At 30.3% G+C, this 22,959-nt stretch carries 21 protein-coding genes and 2 pseudogenes; 17 read left to right on the top strand and 6 right to left on the bottom strand.

Translation table 11 applies throughout. From position 1 onward, the window contains the following. Nucleotides 1-19: 19 nt before the first annotated feature. The 5 genes from AJ932_RS02160 to AJ932_RS02140 all read right to left on the bottom strand — a co-directional run bounded on the left by AJ932_RS02160 (nt 20) and on the right by AJ932_RS02140 (nt 6,562). Nucleotides 20-793 carry a MetQ/NlpA family ABC transporter substrate-binding protein gene (locus tag AJ932_RS02160; RefSeq protein ID WP_070276075.1) on the bottom strand — a complete coding sequence of 258 codons (774 nt, stop codon included), beginning with the start codon at nt 791-793 and terminating at the stop codon, nt 20-22. Nucleotides 794-984: 191 nt separating this feature from the next. After that, complete coding sequence (locus tag AJ932_RS02155; RefSeq protein WP_002861419.1) at nt 985-1,896, bottom strand: methionine ABC transporter permease; 912 nt, start codon at nt 1,894-1,896, stop codon at nt 985-987. Beyond that, nucleotides 1,893-2,903 carry a methionine ABC transporter ATP-binding protein gene (locus tag AJ932_RS02150; protein ID WP_052777768.1) on the bottom strand — a complete coding sequence of 337 codons (1,011 nt, stop codon included), beginning with the start codon at nt 2,901-2,903 and terminating at the stop codon, nt 1,893-1,895. The genes AJ932_RS02155 and AJ932_RS02150 overlap by 4 nt, the downstream gene beginning before the upstream one ends. Before the next feature lie 4 nt (nt 2,904-2,907). Then, nucleotides 2,908-5,520: a valine--tRNA ligase gene (locus AJ932_RS02145; protein ID WP_070276074.1), complete on the bottom strand. Its 2,613-nt coding sequence runs from the start codon at nt 5,518-5,520 to the stop codon at nt 2,908-2,910. Nucleotides 5,521-5,542: 22 nt separating this feature from the next. Further along, nucleotides 5,543-6,562, bottom strand: a complete 1,020-nt coding sequence (locus AJ932_RS02140) for a hypothetical protein (RefSeq protein WP_002861422.1) — start codon at nt 6,560-6,562, stop codon at nt 5,543-5,545. A gap of 128 nt (nt 6,563-6,690) precedes the next feature. Between AJ932_RS02140 and AJ932_RS02135 the strand changes: the two genes are divergently transcribed. From AJ932_RS02135 to purU, 14 genes and pseudogenes are all read left to right on the top strand, one after another. Then, nucleotides 6,691-8,721: an ATP-dependent helicase gene (locus AJ932_RS02135; protein WP_070275165.1), complete on the top strand. Its 2,031-nt coding sequence runs from the start codon at nt 6,691-6,693 to the stop codon at nt 8,719-8,721. Nucleotides 8,722-8,744: 23 nt separating this feature from the next. Then, nucleotides 8,745-9,511 (top strand): annotated as a pseudogene (gene peb2 / locus AJ932_RS02130) (AcfC family adhesin PEB2). A gap of 97 nt (nt 9,512-9,608) precedes the next feature. After that, on the top strand, nt 9,609-10,136 hold the full coding sequence (gene tpx / locus AJ932_RS02125) for a thiol peroxidase (protein WP_070276072.1): 528 nt from the start codon (nt 9,609-9,611) through the stop codon (nt 10,134-10,136). A 223-nt stretch (nt 10,137-10,359) separates the two neighbouring features. Continuing rightward, nucleotides 10,360-13,134, top strand: coding sequence for a periplasmic nitrate reductase subunit alpha (gene napA / locus AJ932_RS02120; RefSeq protein ID WP_070275163.1), 2,775 nt, complete (start codon nt 10,360-10,362; stop codon nt 13,132-13,134). Nucleotides 13,135-13,151: 17 nt separating this feature from the next. Then, complete coding sequence (gene napG, locus AJ932_RS02115; RefSeq protein ID WP_070275162.1) at nt 13,152-13,892, top strand: ferredoxin-type protein NapG; 741 nt, start codon at nt 13,152-13,154, stop codon at nt 13,890-13,892. Continuing rightward, the gene (gene napH, locus AJ932_RS02110) at nt 13,889-14,671 is read left to right on the top strand and encodes a quinol dehydrogenase ferredoxin subunit NapH (protein WP_074469907.1); all 783 of its coding nucleotides are present in this window, start codon (nt 13,889-13,891) and stop codon (nt 14,669-14,671) included. The genes napG and napH overlap by 4 nt, the downstream gene beginning before the upstream one ends. After that, nucleotides 14,668-15,192 carry a nitrate reductase cytochrome c-type subunit gene (locus AJ932_RS02105; protein WP_083261773.1) on the top strand — a complete coding sequence of 175 codons (525 nt, stop codon included), beginning with the start codon at nt 14,668-14,670 and terminating at the stop codon, nt 15,190-15,192. The genes napH and AJ932_RS02105 overlap by 4 nt, the downstream gene beginning before the upstream one ends. A 4-nt stretch (nt 15,193-15,196) precedes the next feature. Next, a complete protein-coding gene (locus tag AJ932_RS02100; RefSeq protein ID WP_070278364.1) occupies nt 15,197-16,111 on the top strand; it encodes a WD40 repeat domain-containing protein in 915 nt (304 codons plus the stop codon). After that, nucleotides 16,104-16,442 (top strand): chaperone NapD, encoded by a 339-nt coding sequence (locus AJ932_RS02095; protein ID WP_002852435.1) that lies wholly within the window; start codon nt 16,104-16,106, stop codon nt 16,440-16,442. Before AJ932_RS02100 ends, AJ932_RS02095 begins: the two co-directional genes overlap by 8 nt. A gap of 9 nt (nt 16,443-16,451) precedes the next feature. Then, nucleotides 16,452-16,625, top strand: coding sequence for a Sec-independent protein translocase subunit TatA2 (tatA2, locus tag AJ932_RS02090; RefSeq protein ID WP_002852615.1), 174 nt, complete (start codon nt 16,452-16,454; stop codon nt 16,623-16,625). A 78-nt stretch (nt 16,626-16,703) separates the two neighbouring features. Then, entirely contained in the window at nt 16,704-16,952 is a 249-nt protein-coding gene (locus AJ932_RS02085; RefSeq protein ID WP_002859818.1) for a tetratricopeptide repeat protein, read from the top strand. Continuing rightward, complete coding sequence (locus tag AJ932_RS02080; protein WP_002861429.1) at nt 16,949-17,440, top strand: CiaD-like domain-containing protein; 492 nt, start codon at nt 16,949-16,951, stop codon at nt 17,438-17,440. The genes AJ932_RS02085 and AJ932_RS02080 overlap by 4 nt, the downstream gene beginning before the upstream one ends. Beyond that, entirely contained in the window at nt 17,409-18,527 is a 1,119-nt protein-coding gene (locus AJ932_RS02075) for a CCA tRNA nucleotidyltransferase (protein ID WP_032599965.1), read from the top strand. The genes AJ932_RS02080 and AJ932_RS02075 overlap by 32 nt, the downstream gene beginning before the upstream one ends. Then, entirely contained in the window at nt 18,524-19,348 is an 825-nt protein-coding gene (gene purU / locus AJ932_RS02070) for a formyltetrahydrofolate deformylase (protein WP_044794319.1), read from the top strand. The genes AJ932_RS02075 and purU overlap by 4 nt, the downstream gene beginning before the upstream one ends. Here purU and AJ932_RS02065 read toward each other — a convergent pair. Further along, on the bottom strand, nt 19,345-20,619 hold the full coding sequence (locus AJ932_RS02065) for an aminotransferase class V-fold PLP-dependent enzyme (protein ID WP_074469910.1): 1,275 nt from the start codon (nt 20,617-20,619) through the stop codon (nt 19,345-19,347). The genes purU and AJ932_RS02065 overlap by 4 nt on opposite strands. Before the next feature lie 35 nt (nt 20,620-20,654). Here AJ932_RS02065 and AJ932_RS02060 point away from each other — a divergent pair, with 35 nt between their 5' ends. The 3 genes and pseudogenes from AJ932_RS02060 to AJ932_RS02050 form a co-directional block, all read left to right on the top strand. Then, nucleotides 20,655-21,533, top strand: a complete 879-nt coding sequence (locus AJ932_RS02060; protein ID WP_044794322.1) for a DUF234 domain-containing protein — start codon at nt 20,655-20,657, stop codon at nt 21,531-21,533. A gap of 3 nt (nt 21,534-21,536) precedes the next feature. Then, the gene (gene flgS, locus AJ932_RS02055; RefSeq protein ID WP_032582703.1) at nt 21,537-22,556 is read left to right on the top strand and encodes a fla regulon two-component system sensor histidine kinase FlgS; all 1,020 of its coding nucleotides are present in this window, start codon (nt 21,537-21,539) and stop codon (nt 22,554-22,556) included. Between the two features lie 98 nt (nt 22,557-22,654). Then, nucleotides 22,655-22,959 (top strand): annotated as a pseudogene (locus AJ932_RS02050) (hypothetical protein); the annotation flags it as partial.

Here is a 22,959-nt window from a genome sequence, read left to right as displayed (position 1 = left end):
CCCTAGGTAAGGGACAAAATTAAAAAGCAGGTAAAACAGATCCGTTGTATTTTTCTATGATAAATTGTTTGATTTTATCACTTTGTAGAGCTTGAATTAAGGCTTTGATTTTTGGATCGTTTTGATGTTCCACTCTTACAACAAGAATGTTTGCATATGGACTTTCTTTATCTTCGATAAATACGCTATCTTTTGCAGGATTTAGATTTGCAGAGAGAGCGTAGTTGGAATTAATTACAGCAAAATCAACATCATCTAAAGCTCTTGGAAGTTGTGCGGGCTTTAATTCTACAAATTTAATTTTTTTAGGATTGTCTATAATATCAAGAGGTGTTTTTAAAGCCTTGTCTTTAAATTTTACCAAACCTTTTTTTGCAATAATATCTAAAGCTCTACTTTCATTGGTTGGATCATTTGGAATGGCGATTTTAACCCCTTCTTTAATATCATCTAGACTTTTATATTTCTTGGAGTAAACAGCCATAGGTTCTATGTGTATGGCAGCTACTTTGATAAGTTTGGTACCTTTGTTTTTATTAAATTCTTCCAAATAAGGAGTATGTTGGAAAAAATTTGCATCGGCTTCTCCATTATCAACAGCTAGATTAGGCAAAACATAATCCGTAAATTCTTTGATTTCAAGTTTATAGCCTTGTTTTTCTAGATCAGGTTTTGCTTGTTCTAGGATTTCAGCATGAGGGACAGGGGTTGCTGCAACTGTGATGGTTTCTAATGCATTTGCATTAAGACTTAATGTTAAAATACTTGCTATAAATAAAGATTTGATTTTCATTTTTTTCCTTTTTAGTCATTTTGTGCTTGCTTTAATCTTAATAAATTCACTCTGACTATCAGGAAGAAGCATATAAAAACTTGTTGATAGTCAGATTAACGCATCTGATACATCATTTTAATTCCTTTAATTTTTTGTTTAAATTTTACTTAAAAAAACTTATATTTATCTTAAAAGGAGATATAATCTCCTTATTTTTTGAAACCTTTATAAAGCAAACTTCCTAAAAATAAGATAAAAACAATTACTTGCCAAAAGAAATTTTCATCATTGTTTATATTGATAACTATGCTAACTCCAAGTAAAATCAATAGAGTGGCAATGATATATGTAGTTTTACTATTTTTAGCCCAAGTATAAAATAAATTACCTAGAATTTGAACTAACTGAACTAATATAAGTAAAATAACTACAGTTTGAATCATAACTTCTTTGTTAAATCTTTCATAACCATAGCGAATAGCGACATCTCCCAAACCTCCACCACCGACAGTTCCAGCAAGAGCAGAAAAACCAATGGTAAAGATTAAAGTTAGGGTAATTCCGCTAATTATAGCAGGAAGAGCTTCACTAAAGATAACCTTGAATATAATTTGAATATTGCTAGCACCATAACTTTTTGCTGCTTCTATGATTCCTTTGTCTATTTCTTTAAAAGCGCTTTCAAGCATCTTTGCCAAATAAGGAGCTATTCCGATAGCTAAAGGAACTATGGCAGCATTTGTGCCTATGCTTGTGCCTACTATGATTTTAGAAAGCGGTAAAAGAACAACTATAAGAATTAAAAATGGAAAGGCACGCAGTATATTTGTAATAAAATCTAAAATACTATAAGCGATTTTATTTTCTTTAATTCCGTTTTTATCCCAAATAGCAAGTAAAATTCCAGGAATGATAGCCAATAAAAATCCGAATAGTACAGCCATTAAACTCATATAAATTGTTTCATTAAGCGCAGGTTTTAAAATGTTTTCATAATTTTCACTGAAACTTGTAATAGAACTTAAACTAACTTCTTTAATATCCTGCCAAGAAAATTCATTAAAAAATTGAGAAATTCTACTAAAAAAAGCACTGATGATAGAGATGTTTTCTTCATTCATGATGCCACCTCCCATAATACTCCACTTTTTTCTATGTAATCAAGAACCTTGTCTTTATCCTTTTCATTTATATTTATAACTAAATTTCCCAAGGCCTTTCCATTAAGTTTTTCTATTTTACCCCAAACTATGTTAAAGTCTATATTTAGAGTTCTTGCCATATGAGTGATGACGCTATTTTGGGCAACTTCTTTTGGAAAGTAAAGTTTGATATTAAGTCCGTGCTCAGGTAAGAAATCACTTTCTCCTAAAAATTCTTTCATTTTAGCATTAGGCCTTAAAAAAAGCTCATCAATTGCTCCACTTCCTATGATTTGCCCATGTTCAAGTAATAAAGCTTTTTGAGCTATGTCTTTTACCACATCCATTTCGTGAGTTACTAAAACAACAGTAATCCCAAATTCAGCATTGATTTTAGATATAAGCTCTAAAATATTTTTTGTAGTGTTTGGATCAAGAGCCGAAGTAGCTTCGTCACTAAGTAAAATTTTTGGATTTAAAGCTAAGGCTCTAGCAATAGCAACGCGTTGTTTTTGCCCCCCGCTCAGTTCTCTTGGATAGGATTTGTTTTTATGATCAAGTCCTACGATTTCAAGCAAAGAATTGACTTTTTGGGCAATTTCTTTTTCGCTCATGTATTCTTTATTAAAAAGCTTGGCATGAAATTTACACTGAGTATAGTGTGTTCTTAAAGGCATAGCAACATTTTCAAATACATTTTTGCGCTCCATTAGGGCAAAATTTTGAAAAATCATCCCTATATTTTTTCTAAGCACTCTCAGCTCTTTTGATTTTTTTTGACTTAAATCTTTAATTTCTTGATCAAAGACTTTTAAGCTTCCTTCTTGATAATTCTCAAGTCCATTGATACATCTTAAAAGAGTGGATTTTCCAGCTCCACTATGACCTACTATGGCGTAAATTTCACCCTTTTTAATCTCCAAAGAAACATCGTTTATCACGAGTTCCTTGCCATAATATTTTTTTAAATTTTTTATTTTTATCAAATTTTTAACCTCTTAGATTTTGAAGTTCAACTGATATTTTTTCAAGTTGAATTTTTAAATTTTCTAGAGCTTCTTTATTTTGCTCAACTACCTCTTTAGGTGCGTTAGCGATGAATTTTTCATTACAGAGCATAGAATTAAGCTTAGCACTTTCTTTTTCAAGCTTATTTTTTTGATTTTCAAGTCTTGTTAAAATACCGCTTAAATCAACATTTTCAAGCGTAATAAAAATTTCTAAATTCTCGCTGACATCACATATTGCCTTTGGTAATTTTTCTTCACTAAATTCTATTTGCTCGCACTTTGCGAGCATCATGATAAAATTCATATAAGCTTTGATTTCATCTTTGATTTTTTTATCGTTAAATTTGATATAAGCTTTTTCTATTTTAGAATTTCCAAGATCGATTAAACTTTTAGCACGGCGGATACCAACTATGCTTTCTATGAGTAAAGAAAAGATTTTTTCTATATTTTTATCTTGTTCTTTAAATTTTGGATATTTGCTTATCATAATAGAAGGGCTTGTTTTAAGTTCTGTATCGCTTAGTTTATGATATAAATATTCACTGATAAAAGGCATAAAAGGATTTAAGAGCTTTAAAGCTTCTTTGAAAATACTACCAAGTTCTTTAACACTCGATTTTTCTGCTTTGCTAAGCTCTATACCCCAATCGCAAAAATCATCCCAAAAGAATTTATATAGAGTATTGGCTGCATCATTAAAGCGATAATTGTCTAAATTTTCTCTTACATCCTTAACACAAGTTTGAAATTTGGCATAAATATATTTTGCTAATTCTGAATGAAGTGTGATATTTTCCAAATCTTCAAATTTACTTTCATTTAAAAGCAGATAATTTGTAGCATTATAAATTTTATTTGTAAAATTTCTAACTTGTAAAAGTTTATCATTGCTAAGTTTAATATCGCGTCCTTGTATAGCAAGAAGTGCTAAAGTAAAGCGTAAAATATCGGCACTATATTCTTTAATACTTTCATTTGGATCGATGACATTTCCAAGACTTTTACTCATTTTTCTACCTTGCTCATCTTTCACAAGAGCGTGTAAATAAATATCTTTAAAAGGAAGTTGATGTAAGGCATTAGTGCTTTGAAACATCATTCTAGCCACCCAGAAAAATAAAATATCAAAACCTGTAATGAGTAAAGAATTGGGATAAAAATCTTTTAAATCCTTTTCAGACCAAATTTTATCTTTACCCCAATTTTCATTCCCCCAGCCTAGAGTACTCATAGCCCAAAGTCCTGAAGAAAACCAAGTATCAAGTACATCTTCATCTTGTTTGAAATTTTGACTTTGACATTTTGGACAAGTTTTAGGCGTATGTTGGCTTGCCCATTCATGAGAGCATTCGCAATAATACACAGGAATTTGATGCCCCCACCAAAGTTGTCTTGAAATACACCAATCTCTTAAATCTTTCATCCAAGCATTAAAGCTATTTATCCAGTGATTTGGATAAAATTTGCTTTCGCCAAGTGCAACTTTTTCTATACTTTCTTGGGCGATTTCTTTTTTTACAAACCATTGCTTGGAGATATAAGGTTCAACTACATTGTTGCAACGATAACAATATCCTACCTGATTATTATGTTCTTCTATTTTTTCTATAAAGCCAAGACTTTCAAGTTTGGCTACGATTTTTTCTCTTGCTTCTAAGCGTTCTAAACCTTGAAACTCTAAACAATGTTCGTTTAAAATTCCTTTTTCATTAAAAACGCTTATAAATTCTAAATTATGTCTAAGTCCTACTTCATAATCGTTCATGTCATGAGCGGGAGTAACTTTTACAACTCCTGTTCCAAATTCTTTTTCTACATGCTCATCAGCTATAATTTTAATGGCTTTTTTACTTATAGGCAAAATCACTTCTTTGCCCACAAATTTAGTATAGCGTTCATCGTCAGGATGTACCATAACTGCAGTATCGCCAAAAAAAGTTTCAGGACGCGTTGTGGCTACTACTAAAAATTCATCGCTATCTTTTAAAAAGTATTTAATATGATAAAGTTTTCCTTTGTTTTCTTTGTATTCAACTTCTATATCACTTAAAGCGCCATCGTGAGTACACCAATTTATCATGTAGTTTCCACGTACAATAAGTCTTTTATCATAAAGTTCTACAAAGGCTTTTTTTACGGCATTAACCAAACCTTCATCCATAGTAAAACGCAAGCGACTCCATGCAGGAGTGATGCCTAGTGTTCTCATTTGGTCTAAAATTTTTCCACCGCTTTGCTCTTTCCACTCCCAGACTTTTTCTATAAATTTTTCTCTACCTAGTTCTTCTTTTTTAATGCCTTGAGCAAGAAGTTGTTTTTCTACAACATTTTGAGTAGCAATACCTGCGTGATCAAGCCCTGGTTGATAAAGAACCTTATAGCCATCCATTCTTTTGTAACGCGTCATAATGTCTTGTAGAGTAAAAGTTAAAGCATGTCCTATGTGTAAAACTCCAGTGACATTAGGAGGAGGCATCATAATGCAGAAATTTTTATCTTTTTCTTGTATGGTTTTATTGCCATCGATCTCAAAATATCCGCGTTCTTCGCAAATTTGATAATACTCTTTTTCTAAATTTTTATCATACATTATTTGCCTTTATTGTTTTAGCTTATTTAATAGAGCTAATTTCTATAATTTCACAAAACGGGAAGAAATATTGTGCTGTATTAAGTCCAGTTTTCAAACTTTTGATATGTTTAGAAAAATCACTTCCTTTGCCATCTTTTTTAATTTGAAGTTTAAGTCTTTCTAAAATTTCTTCACGTGCTACATGTTCATTTAATTCTTTTGGATTGTTTAAATATGGGCTTAATCTATCTAAGCTAATATATTTATAAGCTTTTTTCATATCTGAAAAGATAATTTCTTTGTTATAGATAGTTAATTTCATTTCCCCTTTTGGTAGCATTTTAACAAAAATACTTAGATAATAATCTTTTGCATTATCTTGTATAACGCTTAGCATATCTTTTAACAGATTGATTCTATATTGGCTTAAAAATTTTCCATCTAAAATATAAACTTTCATATTTTCTGTACTAAGTTCAGGTTCTAAACGACTGTTTTTTCCTATGCTTAGATACTCTCTAGCGGTATTTAGATATTTATTTTTGTTTGACTTGTTTGATTGAAGTTCTTTTTTTACGGCTCTCTCTCTTTCTAAGATCTTTTGTTGTTTGCTGATTTCTTTTTTAAGAGCTTCTATTTTGGCTTGTTTATTTTCTTGTTTTAATTTTTCTTTATCCGTATCTAAAATTTGCTTATTTTCATTTGTATTAATATTATTACTTGTATTGGTGTCATTATTTAAGCTTTGATTGTTTTCGCTTATTGGCGTATTAAATGTATTGTTATTTAAGCTTTGATTTTCATCTAATGGGTTTGTTTCTTGCTTTTGGATAGTATTGTTATTAATATTTATATCTGATGAACTATTGTTGGTTTGGATCGAGGGCGAATAGGAATTATCGTAGTTATTAGTATACGATTTTTGCTCGGTGTAAGTGTTGGTGTTTAAGGTGTAATTCTTTGGTTTTGAATATTCAAAAAGATAATAATAGGTTCCACCTAATATCACAATAATAGCAATTAATATGCCAACAATAATAGAAAAAATTTTCAAATTCATTTGCTATCCCTTAAAAACAGAAAGTTAAATAATTTTAGCATTGTACTATAATCTAATATAAAGTAATTTTAAATTTTTATATTTTTAAGTAATTTTTTTTTATAATTTTAACTTTTATAAGGAAAATAATGCCACTTTCAAAATTAAATAATGAACAATATCTTGCTGCTACTGCTGATTTTGGACACAATCTTGTTATTGCAAGTGCAGGGACGGGAAAAACTTCTACTATTGTTGCAAGAATTTCTTATCTTTTAAGCAAGGGAGTGGCACCTCAAAAAATTATGCTTTTGACTTTCACAAATAAAGCCAGTAAAGAAATGATAGGGCGTTTAGGGAAATTTTTTGATAAAAATATTACCAGTAAAATACTTGCAGGAACTTTTCATAGTACGGCTTATACCTTACTTAGAAATGCGGATAAAAATATAATTTTAAAGCAAGCAAGCGAGTTAAAAACTCTACTTAAAAGTGTCTATGAAAAAAGAACCTTTAGACATTTAAGTGATATAAAACCTTATCAATCAAGTTATTTATATGATCTTTATTCTTTGTTTCAAAACAAAGCACACAATCAAGATTTTTATACTTGGTTTTGTCAAAACTATGAAGAACAAAGTATTTATGCTGAAATTTATGAAGATATTTTAAAAGAATATGATAATGAAAAAAAGCGTTTTAATTATGTAGATTTTAATGACTTACTTATCAATCTAAAAGAGCTTTTAAAAGAAGAAAAATATGAATTTGATGAAATTTTAGTGGATGAATATCAAGACACAAATACTTTGCAAAGTTCCTTAATAGAGGCTTTTCATAGTAAAAGTTTGTTTTGCGTAGGGGATTATGATCAAAGTATTTATGCTTTTAATGGAGCGGATATTAATATCATAGGTGGGTTTAAAGATCGTTTTAAAGATGCAAAAATTTTTTCTTTAAATAAAAACTACCGTTCATCAAGAAGTATTTTAGCTTTGGCTAATAAAGTGATTTTAAATAACGAAAGATTATATCCAAAAGAACTTATTGTTACAAGAAATGATGAGTTTAAAGCCCCATCTTTGCTTACTTTTGAAGAATTATTTGATCAGTATCAAAATATAGCCAAAATGATACTTACAAGCGGAGTAAGTTTGGAAGAAATTGCCGTGATTTTTCGCAACAACTCAAGTGCTGATGGGGTTGAAGTAGCTTTAAGGGAGCAGGGCATTGCAAGTGTGAGAAAGGGAAGTGGAAGTTTTTTTGAAAGTTTGGAAGTTAAAGCTTTTAGCTCCATGCTTGCGCTTGTGGTAAATCCTAAAGATATCATGGCTTTTATTCATTTGGTTCAATATACCAAAGGTGTGGGTGGAGTTTTAGCAAAAGAAATTTTTGACGCACTTTTAAAATTAGGGCATGGAAATTTAATAAAAGGTTTTTTAGATCCTGATAAAAATGTAAATTTGCAAAATCATCAAAAAAGAAATTATCAACTTGGGCTTTTTGCAGATTTGGAAGAATTAGCCAGCGAAACTCGTTTTAAATTTGAGAGTGAATTTGATGCACATCCTATTTTAAGACTTTCAAAAATCAATGATTTGTGCGCTAGAAATTTGGAAAAAATCTATCTTTTTTTAAAAAAAGCTATGGAAATAAAACATTCTTTGACTTTGGTAAATTTAATTTGTGAAAATTCTTTTTATAGAGAAATTTGCGAAGAACTTGCAACCAAAAGAGCGACAAATAAAGCAGGGCAGGTGGATTTATTAAGAAAGAGTGAAAATTTAGAAAAAATAGAAACAAAATTCAATGTTTTAAAAGAGCTTACAAAAAATTATAGCGATATTTACAAGTATTATAATTTTCTAACTTTAGGTGCAAGCGAAATGAGTAGTGGCAAAGGAGTTAATTTGCTTAGCGTGCATGCAAGTAAGGGCTTGGAATTTGATCTTGTTTTTGTGATTGATCTTGCGCAAGGTCGCTTTCCTAATCAAAAGCTTATGGGAATGGGTGGAAGCTTAGAAGAAGAAAGAAGACTTTTTTATGTTGCGGTAACTAGGGCAAAAAATATACTTTATTTAAGTTATGCTAAATATGATAAAAACAAAAAAACTTCTTTTACTCCTTCTCGTTTTCTTATAGAAGCAGGGCTTTGCAAGGGAGAGTTAACTATAGATTGATAGAATTTTCTTTCAAGTAAGTTATATTATTAAAGAAAGGTTTATTTTATGAAAAAAATATTAATTTTTTAAGTTTAGTAGCAGCAAGTTTTTTAAATGCTGAAATTTTAGTTTATGGTCCAGGTGGTCCTGCTCCTGTACTAAAAGAGCTTGCTTTAAAATTTGAAGAAAAAACAAAAGAAAAGGTGATTGTAACCGCAGGTCCAACTCCAGCTTGGATAGATAAAGCAAAAGAAAATGCAGATTTGATTTTTTCAGGCAATACTTCAATGATGGATGATTTTGCTAAAAAATTCCAAGTTTAAGTTTAGAAAATTTAAGCGTTTTAAATATGCGTCCATCAGGCATTATCGTGCGTCCAAATAATCCAAAAAATATTAAAAATTTTGAAGACATTTTAAAAGATGGCGTAAATGTTATGGTGGTTGATGGTGCAGGACAAGTTGGACTTTATGAAGATATGGCTTTAAAAAGTGTAAAAAGAGAAAATTTGGTAAAATTACGTAAAAATATAAAAATTTATGCTAAAAATTCCAAAGCTGCTGTAGATGAGTGGAATAACAATCCAAATATTGATGCTTTAATCATTTGGTCTCATTGGGCAAAGGCTTTAGGCGATGATAAAGCTTTATTTATCAAAGATAAAAATGCAGTGATTTATCGTGCAGCTGAAATAGCTCCTACAAAAAAAGGTTTAGAAAATAAAAAAGCTTTAGAATTTGTCGATTTTATTAAGAGTAAAGAAGCTCAAAAAGTGTGGAAAAAATATACTTGGAAAGAAGTAAAATAATTTTCAGTGAAATTAAAAATAATTAATGTTTATAGGATATAATCGCTCCTAAAACATTAATTGCAATAATGTTTAAAATATCAAAAAAGGAAATTAAATGAGTACAGTAAATTTTAAAGGAAATTCTGTAAAACTTAAAGGAAATTCAGTAGAAGTTGGAGCAGATGCTCCTAAGGTAAATCTTAAAGCTAAAGATTTAAGCGTGATTGAAATCGGTGCAGCGGGTAAAACTCAAATCATTTTAAGTGTTCCAAGCTTAGATACACCAGTTTGTGCTACAGAAGCTAGAGAATTTAATAAAAAAGTAGCCAGCTACAATGGTGCTGAAGTGATTATAGTAAGTATGGACTTGCCTTTTGCTATGGGAAGATTTTGCAGTACAGAAGGTATTGAAAATTTAAGTGTTGCAAGTGATTTTGTGGCAAAAGAATTTGGTGAAAAATATGGTGTTTTGATAAATGAAGGTGCTTTAGAAGGGCTTTTAGCTCGTGCCGTATTTGTGATTAAAGAGGGTAAAGTGGCATATAAAGAACTTGTAAATGAAATCACAGAAATGCCAGATATTGCAAAACTTGATGCATTTTTTGGTGGTTCTAGCTGCTGCGGTGGTTGTGGTTGCCATTAATTTTGATTAAGCCCATTCTTAGGGCTTAATTTTTACATCTTCATTTTTTTATTATTTTAAGTTGATTATTTTTAATATTTATTTTGTGTAAGAATAATATAAAAAGGACAATAAAACTCCTATAAAATAGAGCTTTAAAATTATTATTTTTATTAAAATTTCAAGAGATTTTTATACTCCATTTTTTATAATAAGATGATTTTTTTATTTTGGAGGAATAAGGATGAATAGAAGGGATTTTATTAAAAATACCGCTATTGCAAGTGCTGCTAGTGTTGCAGGACTCAGTGTTCCAAGCTCTATGCTTGGCGCGCAAGAAGAAGATTGGAAATGGGATAAGGCTGTTTGTAGATTTTGTGGAACTGGCTGTGGAATTATGATAGCCAGAAAAGATGGCAAAATCGTAGCAACAAAAGGTGATCCTGCAGCACCCGTAAATCGCGGACTTAATTGTATCAAAGGTTATTTTAATGCTAAAATCATGTATGGTGAAGATCGCCTTGTTATGCCTTTGCTTCGCATGAATGAAAAAGGCGAATTTGATAAAAAAGGCAAATTTCAACAGGTTTCTTGGCAAAGAGCTTTTGATGAAATGGAAAAACAATTTAAAAAAGCCTACAATGAACTCGGCGTTACAGGTATAGGGATTTTTGGTAGTGGGCAATACACTATCCAAGAAGGTTATGCTGCTTTAAAACTTGCAAAAGCGGGTTTTAGAACAAACAATATCGATCCAAATGCAAGACATTGTATGGCCTCTGCAGTGGTTGGTTTTATGCAAACTTTTGGTGTAGATGAGCCATCAGGCTGTTATGATGATATAGAACTTACAGATACTATCATCACTTGGGGAGCTAATATGGCTGAAATGCACCCAATCCTTTGGTCAAGAGTAAGTGATAGAAAACTAAGTAATCTTGATAAGGTCAAAGTTGTTAATCTAAGCACTTTTTCTAACCGTACTTCAAATATTGCTGATATTGAAATTATTTTTAAACCAAATACAGATTTGGCTATTTGGAACTACATAGCAAGAGAGATTGTTTATAATCATCCAGAGGCTATGGATACGAAATTTATCAAAGAACACTGCGTATTTGCAACTGGTTATGCTGATATTGGTTATGGTATGAGAAATAATCCAAATCATCCAAAATTTAAAGAAAGTGAAAAAGATACAGTTGAAAAAGAAAATGTAATCACTTTAGACGATGAAGAGGCTACTTCTTTATCTTATCTTGGCGTTAAAGCGGGTGATAAATTTGAAATGAAACATCAAGGTGTGGCTGATAAAAACTGGGAAATTTCTTTTGAAGAATTTAAAAAAGGTTTAGCCCCTTATACTTTGGAATACACTGCAAAGGTAGCCAAAGGTGATGATAATGAGTCTTTGGAAGATTTTAAGAAAAAACTTCAAGAATTAGCTAATCTTTACATAGAGAAAAATCGCAAAGTCGTAAGTTTTTGGACTATGGGCTTTAATCAACATACAAGAGGTTCTTGGGTAAATGAACAAGCTTATATGGTGCATTTTTTACTAGGAAAGCAAGCTAAACCAGGTAGTGGAGCCTTTTCTTTAACAGGACAGCCAAGTGCTTGCGGAACGGCTAGGGAAGTAGGGACTTTCTCCCATCGTTTGCCTGCGGATATGGTTGTGGCAAATCCAAAACACAGAGAAATTTCTGAAAAAATTTGGAAAGTTCCTGCAAAGACCATCAACCCAAAACCAGGTTCTCCTTATCTTAATATCATGAGAGATTTAGAAGATGGAAAAATTAAATTTGCATGGGTGCAAGTGAATAATCCATGGCAAAACACTGCAAATGCAAATCACTGGATCGCAGCAGCAAGAGAAATGGATAATTTTATTGTTGTAAGTGATTGTTATCCTGGAATTTCAGCAAAAGTAGCTGATCTTATTTTACCAAGTGCTATGATTTATGAAAAATGGGGTGCTTATGGTAATGCTGAAAGAAGAACTCAACATTGGAAACAACAAGTCTTACCTGTAGGTGCTGCCATGAGTGATACTTGGCAAATTTTAGAATTTGCAAAACGCTTTAAGCTTAAAGAAGTTTGGAAAGAGCAAAAAGTGGATAATAAGCTTACCTTGCCAAGTGTTTTAGAAGAGGCAAAAGCTATGGGTTATAGTGAAGATGATACACTTTTTGATGTACTATTTGCCAATAAAGAAGCAAAAAGCTTTAATCCAAACGATGCTATCGCAAAAGGCTTTGATAATACTGATGTTAAAGGCGATGAGAGAAAAATTCAAGGCAGTGATGGAAAAGAATTTACAGGCTATGGCTTTTTCGTTCAAAAATACCTTTGGGAAGAATATCGTAAATTTGGCTTAGGACACGGCCATGATTTAGCGGATTTTGATACCTATCATAAAGTAAGGGGTTTAAGATGGCCTGTGGTTAATGGCAAGGAAACACAGTGGAGATTTAATACTAAATTTGATTATTATGCTAAAAAAGCGGCTCCAAATTCAGATTTTGCTTTTTATGGTGATTTTAACAAAATGCTTACAAATGGAGATTTAATAGCTCCTAAAGATGAAAAAGAGCACAGTATTAAAAATAAGGCTAAAATTTTCTTTAGGCCATTTATGAAAGCACCTGAAAGACCAAGTAAAGAGTATCCATTCTGGCTTGCAACAGGAAGGGTTTTAGAGCATTGGCATAGTGGAACTATGACTATGCGTGTGCCTGAGCTTTACCGTGCTGTCCCTGAAGCGCTTTGCTATATGAGTGAGAAAGATGGAGAGAAATTAGGCTTAAATCAAGGTGATTTGGTTTGGGTGGAATCTCGTCGTGGTAAAGTAAAAGCAAGAGTAGATATGCGTGGAAGAAACAAACCGCCTGTAGGACTTGTGTATGTGCCGTGGTTTGATGAGAATGTATATATCAATAAAGTTACTTTGGATGCGACTTGTCCGCTTTCAAAACAAACTGACTTTAAAAAATGTGCTGTAAAAATTTATAAGGCTTAATTTAGGGTTTTGATTAAATGAAAGGTAGAAGAGAATTTTTCGTTAGCGCCTTTAAGGCTGCATGTTTATGTACAGGAGGTGGATTTTTGGTTAATTTGACTTTAAAAGCCGATGATAATTATGCCTTGCGTCCTCCTGGGGCTGAAGATGAAGCTAGATTTTTAAGCAAATGTATTCGTTGTGGGCTTTGTGTAAAAGCCTGTCCTTATAATACTTTAAAGCTCGCTAGCTTGTTAGATAGTCCAAAAAATGGCACGCCTTTTTTTAGAGCAAGAGAAATTCCTTGTTATCTTTGTAAGGATATTCCTTGCATTAGAGAATGTCCAACTGATGCTTTAGATAAAAAGCATTTAGAGCAGGGTATAGAATCCTTGAAAATGGGTATTGCTATTGTTGATAGTGCTTCTTGTGTGGCACACTGGGGAATTCAATGCGATGCTTGTTATAGAGCTTGTCCTTTGATAGATAGGGCTTTAAAACTTGAGCTTAAACGCAATGAACGCACCGCCAAACATGCTTTTTTACTACCTAGTGTGGATCATGAAGTGTGTGTAGGTTGTGGGCTTTGTGAACTTGCTTGTATTACTGAAAAACCGGCTATTCGTGTTTTACCAAGGGAGTATGTATTGGGAAAAGCAGGATCTCATTATGTAAAAGGCTGGGATGAAAAAGATGAAGGTCGTATAAAAAATGCAGATACTTCAAAACATTTTAATGCTAAAAAAGCAACCAATTATTTAAATGATGGAGAACTGTGATGAAGTATTTAATTGCTAGACGCATCGTTCAGCTTGGAATTTTAGCGCTTTTTAGTTTTAAAGCTACAGATTTTATCTTGCAGGGAAATTTAAGTTCTTCTAGACTTTTTAATACCATACCTTTAAGCGATCCTTTTGCGGTTTTGCAAATCATTTTAGCAAGCTGGAGTATAGATTTAATGGCTTTAATAGGAGCTTTGATTATATTTTTTATCTATGGTTTGCTTTTAGGAAGGGTTTTTTGCTCTTGGGTTTGTCCTGTTAATTTAATCACAGATTTTGCTGCTTTTGTGCGAAATAAATTAACCCTTAATAATAAATTTTTAATTTTGCCTAAAAATTTACGCTATTTTGTATTAGTCTTGGTTTTAATCCTTTCTTTTGTATTTTCATTACCTGTGTTTGAAAGTTTTTCTTATATAGGAATGATACATAGAGGGATTATTTTTGCTACAAGTTCTTGGATTTTTGTAGCCTTTATACTTTTTTGTATCGATACTTTTTTAAGCCCTAGGGCAATTTGTTCACATTTTTGTCCACTAGGAGCTTTTTATGCTTTTATTTCTCGTTTTGCTTTGCTTAAAATAAAGCATGATAGTGATAAATGCACTAAATGTTATGAATGTATCCGTATTTGTCCTGAAAAACAGGTTTTGTGGATGGTTGGAAAAGAAAGTGCTAGCGTGAAATCAGGAGAGTGTATAAGGTGTGCAAGATGTATAGAAGTTTGCAATGATGATGCTTTGAATTTTAATATTTTTGATTTAAGGAATAAATAATGAAGAAGAAATTGGTTTTATTAGGAAGTGCTGCAGTGGTATTTTTTGCCGCTTGCGCAATGAATAGTGGGGTAAGTTCAGAACACATTGGACTTAGAAAAGCAAGTTTAGAAAATGAAAATAAAGTAAATTTAGTGGAGGCAAATTTCACAACTTTACAGCCTGGGGAATCTATTCGTTTTGAGCGTTCTTATGAAAATGCACCACCATTAATTCCGCATGCTATTGAAGATTTGTTACCTATAACTAAAGATAACAATATGTGCTTAAGCTGCCATGATAAGGCTATAGCAGCAGATGCTGGTGCAACTCCACTTCCTGCTAGTCATTATTATGATTTTAGACACAACAAAACCACAGGAGATATGATTAGCGATAGTCGTTTTAATTGTACTCAGTGTCATGTTCCACAAAGCGATGCAAAACCTTTAGTGGGAAATAGCTTTAAACCTGAATTTAAAAATGAACAATTAAAAAGTCGTTCAAATTTAATTGATGTGATTAATGAGGGTGTAAAGTAAATAAATGAAAAAATTTCTTTTTATTTTGAGTCTTTTTTGTGTTTTATCTTATGCTTATGAGCTGAAATTAAATGCCAATATAACAGCTTTAAAACTAGATAAGCAAAACTTATATATAGGCACTGATAAAGGTGAAATTTTACAATATAACATTAAAGATAAAAGTTTAAAAGAACTTTTATCTTTGCCAAAGATTAAAAATTATTATGGTGATGATTTTGCTAAAATTTACAACATTGATATTTTTAAACATACACTTTTAATACTTAGCGAGGGTGATTTTGGTGCTAAAAATTTAAGTTTTTATAAGGAAAATTTACAAATCAAAAAGCTCGAAGAAAATAGCATAATAAAAGCATTTTTTATCAATGAAAACACTTATCTTTTGATTTCTATTGGTTCTGAAATAGAATTGATTGATAAAAGTTTAAAAAATATAAAAAAATTTAATTTTTCTCATTCTAGTCTTAATGATGCAGTTTTAAATGAAGATAAGAGTATGCTGGTTGCAGGTTTTGAGAGTGGTGAAGTAGAACTTTTTGATTTGAAAAATTGGAAGATGTTAAAAAACTATGATAAAATGCATAAAGATAATATCTATCAAGTAGATTTTAAAAATAATATTATTTTAAGTTGTGGAACGGATAGGCGTATAGGAGTTGTAAAAAATGAAGAGCAAAATTTTTTGCAAAAAGATTTTTTGATATATACTTGCGCTTTAAGTCCTAATGGAGAATTGGCTGTTTATAGTGATAACGAAGCTGGAGTTAGTGAAGTTTTTAGCACAAGTGATTTTAAGCCTGTTAAAACTTTTAATAATGAAAATTTGATGAGTGAGTTTATTATTTTTTTAAACAATAAAGATTTTATCGTTTCAGGCTTTGGTGATAGTATAATGTTTAGGAGTATTGATGAATAATCTTTCTAGTGTTTTGATTTTAGCAAAAGAAGAATATATAAATGATTTAAAAAAGGCTATATCTGAAATTCCTTTTTGTTCTGTAGAACTTTGTGAAAATGAAAAGATTATAGTTGTGATTGAAAGTGAAAATTTAGAAGATGAGTTAAACTCTTATAAAATGCTTGAGAAATTGCCAAATATTATCAGTATTAATATGGTTTTTTCTTATCAAGATTTAAATGATGATATCCAAAAAGCAATCAATAGCGGCGCAATAGAAACGATAGAAAAAAATGAAAATGCTGAGAATGTTCGCTACTATGGTAGTGTATTTAATCAATTTTCTTAAAGTGTAAAGATGGTATTTTTAATCCCATTGCTTATTATAATTGGTGTTATTTTTGGAATTGATTATGTGTATTTTAAAAATCAAGATTTAAAAGTGCAAGTTAAAAAAGAACAAAAAGAATTAAATTCTAGTTTAGAGAAGGAAAAAAAAGAATATATAGAAAAATTGTTTAAAACAAAATAGACATTAAAAAACATCTTATTTTCTTAAAGATAAATTAAAAAGCTTTTTGCTAGAATTAAAGAAAAATTTTAGGAAACAGTGATGAAAAATACAGTCACTGAAGCTTCTATCTATGAGGCTCAAGGGTTAAAAGACGAAGCTTTAGAAATTTATAAAAATATCTTAAAAGAAGATCCAGATAATCAAAACGCTATCGATGCGGTTCGTCGTCTTAGTGGTTTTAGATCCAAGCATAAAGACTTAAACACTCAAATGTTGGATTTTTTTATTAATATGAAAAGCGATGAAGAAATTAATGAATTTAAAAGGTGGTTGATAAAAATATGAATTTGGAAGATTTGGCTAAAAAAACCATTAGCGAAGTTAGCTCTATCATGGAAGAGCAAAGAAGACAAAATGAAATTTTAAAAGAACAAGAATTAAGCAGAAAAACTGAAATAAAAGATGAATTACCACCTATGGAGTTTGTATGCGAAGAATTTGATACTCCGCAAGACTTAGAAGATAAAATTTCTATGGCAAAATTTGAAGAAGAGCAAAAAATACAAAATAATATTGAAATTTCTACTCAGGAAAATAAAGAGTTTAAAAAAGAAGAGCCTTTTTTACAAAGTGAAATTTTAAATCCCAGTGTTATGACAGAGGTTCAAACGCTTAATGAGGATATTTTTTTAAAACATCTTAGAGAGAGAATTTTAGTTCTTTTTGAAGGTTTAAATAGCATAAAAAAAGATAATCTTGAAAATAGGTTAAACTTGACCATAAATTTTTTAGAGTTTTTGCTTGCAAATATCGAAGATAAGCTTAAAAAATAATCCCGATTTACAGTTTATCGCTGAGTTTTTAAAGCCTTATACTAAACGAGCGTATTTGGTTGGAGGTAGCGTTAGGGATTTGTTTTTAGGCTTAAAAATTTGTGATTATGATATAGAGCTTTATGATATAAAACCTAAAGATTTTGAAAAGATTATGCAAAAATTGGGCGCACAAGGCCTTGGAAAAAGTTTTTTTGTGCATAAGTTTAAAAATTATGATTTAGCTCTTGCTAGAACCGAAAATAAAATAAGCTATGGACATAAAGGTTTTGAAGTTCAAATTTGTAATGATGAAAAACTTGGCGCCAAAAGACGCGATTTTACCATAAATTCTATGATGATTAATCTTTTTAACGATGAGTTTTTAGATTTTTATGGAGGATTAAAAGATCTAGGAACAGGCTTTTTAAGGCATATTGACAAACAAAGCTTTCAAGAGGATAGTTTAAGAGTATTAAGAGCGGTAGTATTTGCTTCAAGGTTTAACTTTAAGATAACTAGTGAAAGCTTGAAATTGATGCAAAGTATGGATATAACTGATCTTAGCAAAGATAGGATCAATGCGGAGCTTTATAAATTCTTTAAAAGCCCTAGACTTGATGTTGGCTATAGATATTTGCAAGAACTTGACTTAGAAAAACAGATTTTTGGCTTTGAGAGTGTTTTTAAGAGTTTGGAATTTCAAAATTTACTCAGACAAAGTAGAGAATTTGTAAAAAGCGATGCTTTATTCTTGTATTTGTATTTGAATTTTTTTAATTTAGAAAAAGATATATTTTTTAAAAGAACCAAACTTAAAAAAGAATACCTAAAATACGCAAATCAAGCTTTTTATCTTGATGATATAAGTGATTTTGAACTAGCAAAAATTGCTTTTGAAATGCCTTTGAAGGAATGGCTTGGACTTTGGAGTAAAAAGCGTATTGAGCAAGCTAAAAGATTAAGACTTTATGAGAATAAGTTTGAAAGTAAAATTTTAGCAAAAGATTTCATAAATGCTGGATTTTGTGGTAAAATTCTTGGTTTAAAGATTCAAGAAGCAAGAGAGAATGAATTAAAAGAATATATAAAAGGTTTAGCTAAATGATTTCTGTATTAAAAATTTGCACCAAAGATCAAAAAGGTTTAATCTATAGAATTTCTGATGTTATTTTTAAATATCATATCAATATAGTAAAAAACGATGAATTTGTAGGCGAAGGAATGTTTTTTTTTCGTGCTCTTTTAGAAGGTGAATTTGATAAAGAAGCTTTTATAGGAACGCTTGAGGCTATGCTTGGACAAGAAGCCTTGATAGAGCTTTGCGAGAAGAGAAAAAAAGATATTGTTGTTTTTGCTACTAAAGAAAGTCATTGTTTGGGAGATTTGCTAATAAAGCATTATAGTAACGAACTTGAAGCAAATATCAAAGCTGTGATTTCAAATCACAACTCTTTAAAGGATTTAGTTGAGAAATTTGAAATTCCTTATCATTTTATCAGCGCTGAAAATTTAGATCGTAAAGAGCAAGAAAATCACATTTTAAAATGTCTTGAACAATATAAATTTGATTATTTGGTTTTGGCAAAATATATGCGAATTTTATCTCCTGATTTTGTTGAGCATTTTGAAGGTAAGATTATAAATATTCACCATTCTTTCTTACCTGCATTTATAGGAGCAAATCCTTATAAACAAGCCTTTGAAAGAGGGGTTAAAATAATTGGAGCTACGGCACATTTTGTAAATAATAATCTTGATGAAGGTCCTATTATCACTCAAGCTGTTTTACCTGTAAACCATGAATTTACTTGGCAAGATATGCAGCAAGCAGGTAGAAATATAGAAAAAGATGTTCTTTCAAAAGCACTTGATTTGGTTTTTGAAGATAGAATTTTTATACATAATAATAAAACTATAATATTTTAATGCGATAATTTTACTATAGTTTTATTTAAAGCATTAAAAAAATAATCAATATCCTCTTTTTCATGCGTATAATGCAAGCTTATTCTTAACCAACCTGGTTTTGTTTTAAGTTTTTGATTATCTTTTAAGCCTAGCAAATCATGACCATAAGGCCCAGCACAAGCACATCCAGCGCGTGTTTCTATGTGGTATTTTTTACTAAGTTCGTAAGCGATATCAAAAGGAGAAATTCCTTTGATATTGAAAGCAAAAATAGGCAATCGAGTTTTTAAATTCTTTGCATATAAAATTAAATTAGGTATAGTTTTTAGTTGTTCAAAAAAATAATCTTTTAAAATTTCTTCTTTTTTTTCTATATTTTTAACCCCTATAGAATCTTTGATTTTAAAAGCTAAGCTAGCGCGAATGAGTTGTAAAATTCCAGGTGTTCCTCCTTCTTCTAAAGCTTCTTCATTGCAAAGGTAGCATTGTGAAGTGCGAGAAACATAGCCCACAGTTCCACCTGCTGCAAAGCTAGGCTTGTTTCCGCAAAGATCTTTTTTGATGGCTAAAAGTCCAGAACCGCCAATACCACCGATTAATTTATGAGAACTTATAAACAACGCATCATAGTATTGACAAGATATGTTTTTATAAGGAATGAAACTAGATGCATCAAAAGCAACTATCCCTTTAAATTTACGAACCATTTCAGAAATGCGTTTGTAATCACTTAATATCCCAGTAACATTTGAAGCTAAAGAAAAGCTAGCGATTATTTTCCTTTTTTTGTTTTTTTGTAAAGTTTTTTCTAGAAAATCAAAACCAATTTCTCCATTTTTATCCAAGGGAATTCTAATACATTCGCACAAGCCTTCTCGAAATGAAAGTTCATTAGAATGATGCTCATAAGGCCCTACGATAACTAAAGGTAAAGTATTTTTATCAATTTGCGTAAAATATCTTTCTTTTACAAGAGGGGGAATGTAAATGCCGATCAATTCTTGAAATTTTTTAATAGCACTGCTTGATCCTGTTCCGCAGGCTATAAGGGCAAAATTTTCATCTAATGATAAACTTTTTTTTATATCTTTTCTTGCTTGTTCGTAAATTTGTTGAGTTTTAAAAGAATTTAAAGAGCTATCAGAATGTGTGTTTGCATAGGTTGGGAGAATTTTTGAAATTTCTTTTTCTACACATTTTAGAGCTAAAGCACTTGCTGTGAAGTCAAAATGCAAAATACCTTTTTTTAAGATCAATTCTTTTTTTAAATCTGAAATTTGCAAATACAATCCTTATAAAAATTTGCTAAAATTATACTATAAAAATGCTTTATAAAAGGAAAAATATAAAATTTAAGAACTTTGTAGATTTGCATAAGAATTTATCTTTAAGTAAGCTTTTTGATTTTTATAGTGTGTTTGAAGGTTTTGAAAAATTAAACATTTTAAATTTTGAAGACGATGTATTTGTAAATATAGAGCGAATTTTGCTTGATGATTATCTAAAAATCAAAAGTTATTTTGCCTTGGATGAAACAAGTTCTTACGCTCTTACTTTACTAGCTAAAAACAATCGCAAGCGTTTTTCTATCAATAGAAAAATTCAGCATTTTAAAGCTTTATCTACACTTAAATATCTTTTAGAAACAGGTATAATAAAACTTGAGTATAGTAAGGAAGCTAAAAAAATAAAAGATAAAAGACAAAAAATCAAAAAAGAACTAAGATCTTATGTTGTCCAAGATAAGATTATATTTAGCAATCATTTTACTCGTTTCTTTTTTTATTTTTTAAAGCCCAATGAAAAGCTTATTTTACAAAATCGTTATAAAGAAGTTTTAGAATGCATTAAAGAAAAATTTGAACTTTATCAAAGTTTTTGTTTTGAACAGCTTTCTAGAGAATTGCTTGAGAAAAAATTCAATATCAATGGAGTGCAAAGTTACTGGGATAAGAATTTAGAACTTGATCTTTATTATCAAGATGAAAATTTGTGTTTTGTCGGAGAAGTTAAATTTAAAAATAAAAAAATTTGTAAAAATATTTTAAATCTTTTAAAATCAAAAGCAAAGTCTTTAAATTTGGCTCCAAATTATTATATTATAATCTCAAAAAATGGTTTTAGCAAGGAATTTGATAAAATATGCGAACAGAATTTGCTTTTATTTGATTTGAATGATTTTAAGATTTTATTAGAGGAATGATAAATGAATGAAAGTATTTTAAAAAGTTTAGACTCAAATGAAAAAGAAACCCTACAAAAAGGCTTAGAAAGTCTTATAGAACAAACTTATGTAATAGAAAATGAATACAAAACTTTAAATGAAAACTATAATTCCTTACGTGCAATGGTTGATGAGATTATAGAGGTATTGCCTAGTGCGCTTTGGATTTTAGATAAAGAAAAAAATATTATTTTACAAAATCAAGAAGCCTTGAAAAATCCAAAATTACTTAGTATCATTAGTCTTGATAAAATTCGTGATGAGCTTGAATTTGAAGGTAGGTTTTATGCGGTAAAAATCATAGCACATAATGAAAAAACTATAGTTTCAGCTACAGATATTAGCGATGAAAAACGCAATGAAAGGCTTGCAAGCATGGGTAGTGTAGCGGCTCATTTGGCACATGAGATAAGAAATCCTATTGGATCTATATCTTTACTTGCTTCAACCCTTTTTGCTCGTAGTGAGCTTAAAAATAAGCATATAGTTCTTGAAATCCAAAAGGCTATTGCCAGAGTAGAGCGTATCGTAAATTCAACTTTACTTTTTACTAAGGGTGTGCACATCAATGCTTTAAATTTTAATCTTTTAGAGTTAAAAGAAGAGTGTGAAAGCGCCATTAACTCTTATAATTTTACTTCTCAAATAGACTTTGAAATATCTTTTTTGAATAAGCAGATTTGTGCTGATAAAGCTCTTCTTGGTTTGGTTTTGCAAAATTTGATTTATAATGCTATTGATGCAATAGAAGAAAGCGAATGTGAAAAGCCTATGATTAAAATTTTAGCAAGTTGTGATAATGAAAAAATATGCATCAGAGTGTATGATAATGGTTGTGAAATAAAAGATGAGAAATTGGTTTTTGAAGCTTTTAAAACAACAAAACTTAAAGGCAATGGGCTTGGCTTGTCTCTTTCTAAAGAAATCATAAACGCTCATAAGGGAGAGTTAAGTTTTCAAAGCGATCCTAAGAATTTTTATTTTACCTTACCTTTGGTGTGATAAATATTTTCTTTTCACTCCAAAGTGGAACAGATCTTGCTTATATTATTTTAATATATTTAGGTTGAAGGCAGAAAAATCTAAATTAAGGAATTAATATGAGTATCTTTAGCATCAATGATAACTCGAACTATAATTCTATACTTTCACAAAGTAAAGCTAATAAAGAAAGTAAAGAAAATTCTAAAATAAGTTTTGCTAATGCTTTTTTAAAACAAAATGCCAGCAAGTTAAGTGATATAGAAAGTAAAAATTCACAAACTCTAGCAAGAAGTGAAATATTAAATTCTACTAATACAACAAATACTAGCAATAATACTAATTTTAGTATAAGTAGTAAGACAAGTTCTCCTAATTATGATATATCAAGTGAATTTAAAAACTCTATTTATACTCTAAAATA

Source organism: Campylobacter sp. BCW_6873 (assembly GCF_001762365.1).
GTDB lineage: Bacteria > Campylobacterota > Campylobacteria > Campylobacterales > Campylobacteraceae > Campylobacter_D > Campylobacter_D jejuni.
This window is presented reverse-complemented; position numbering and strand designations above follow the sequence as displayed.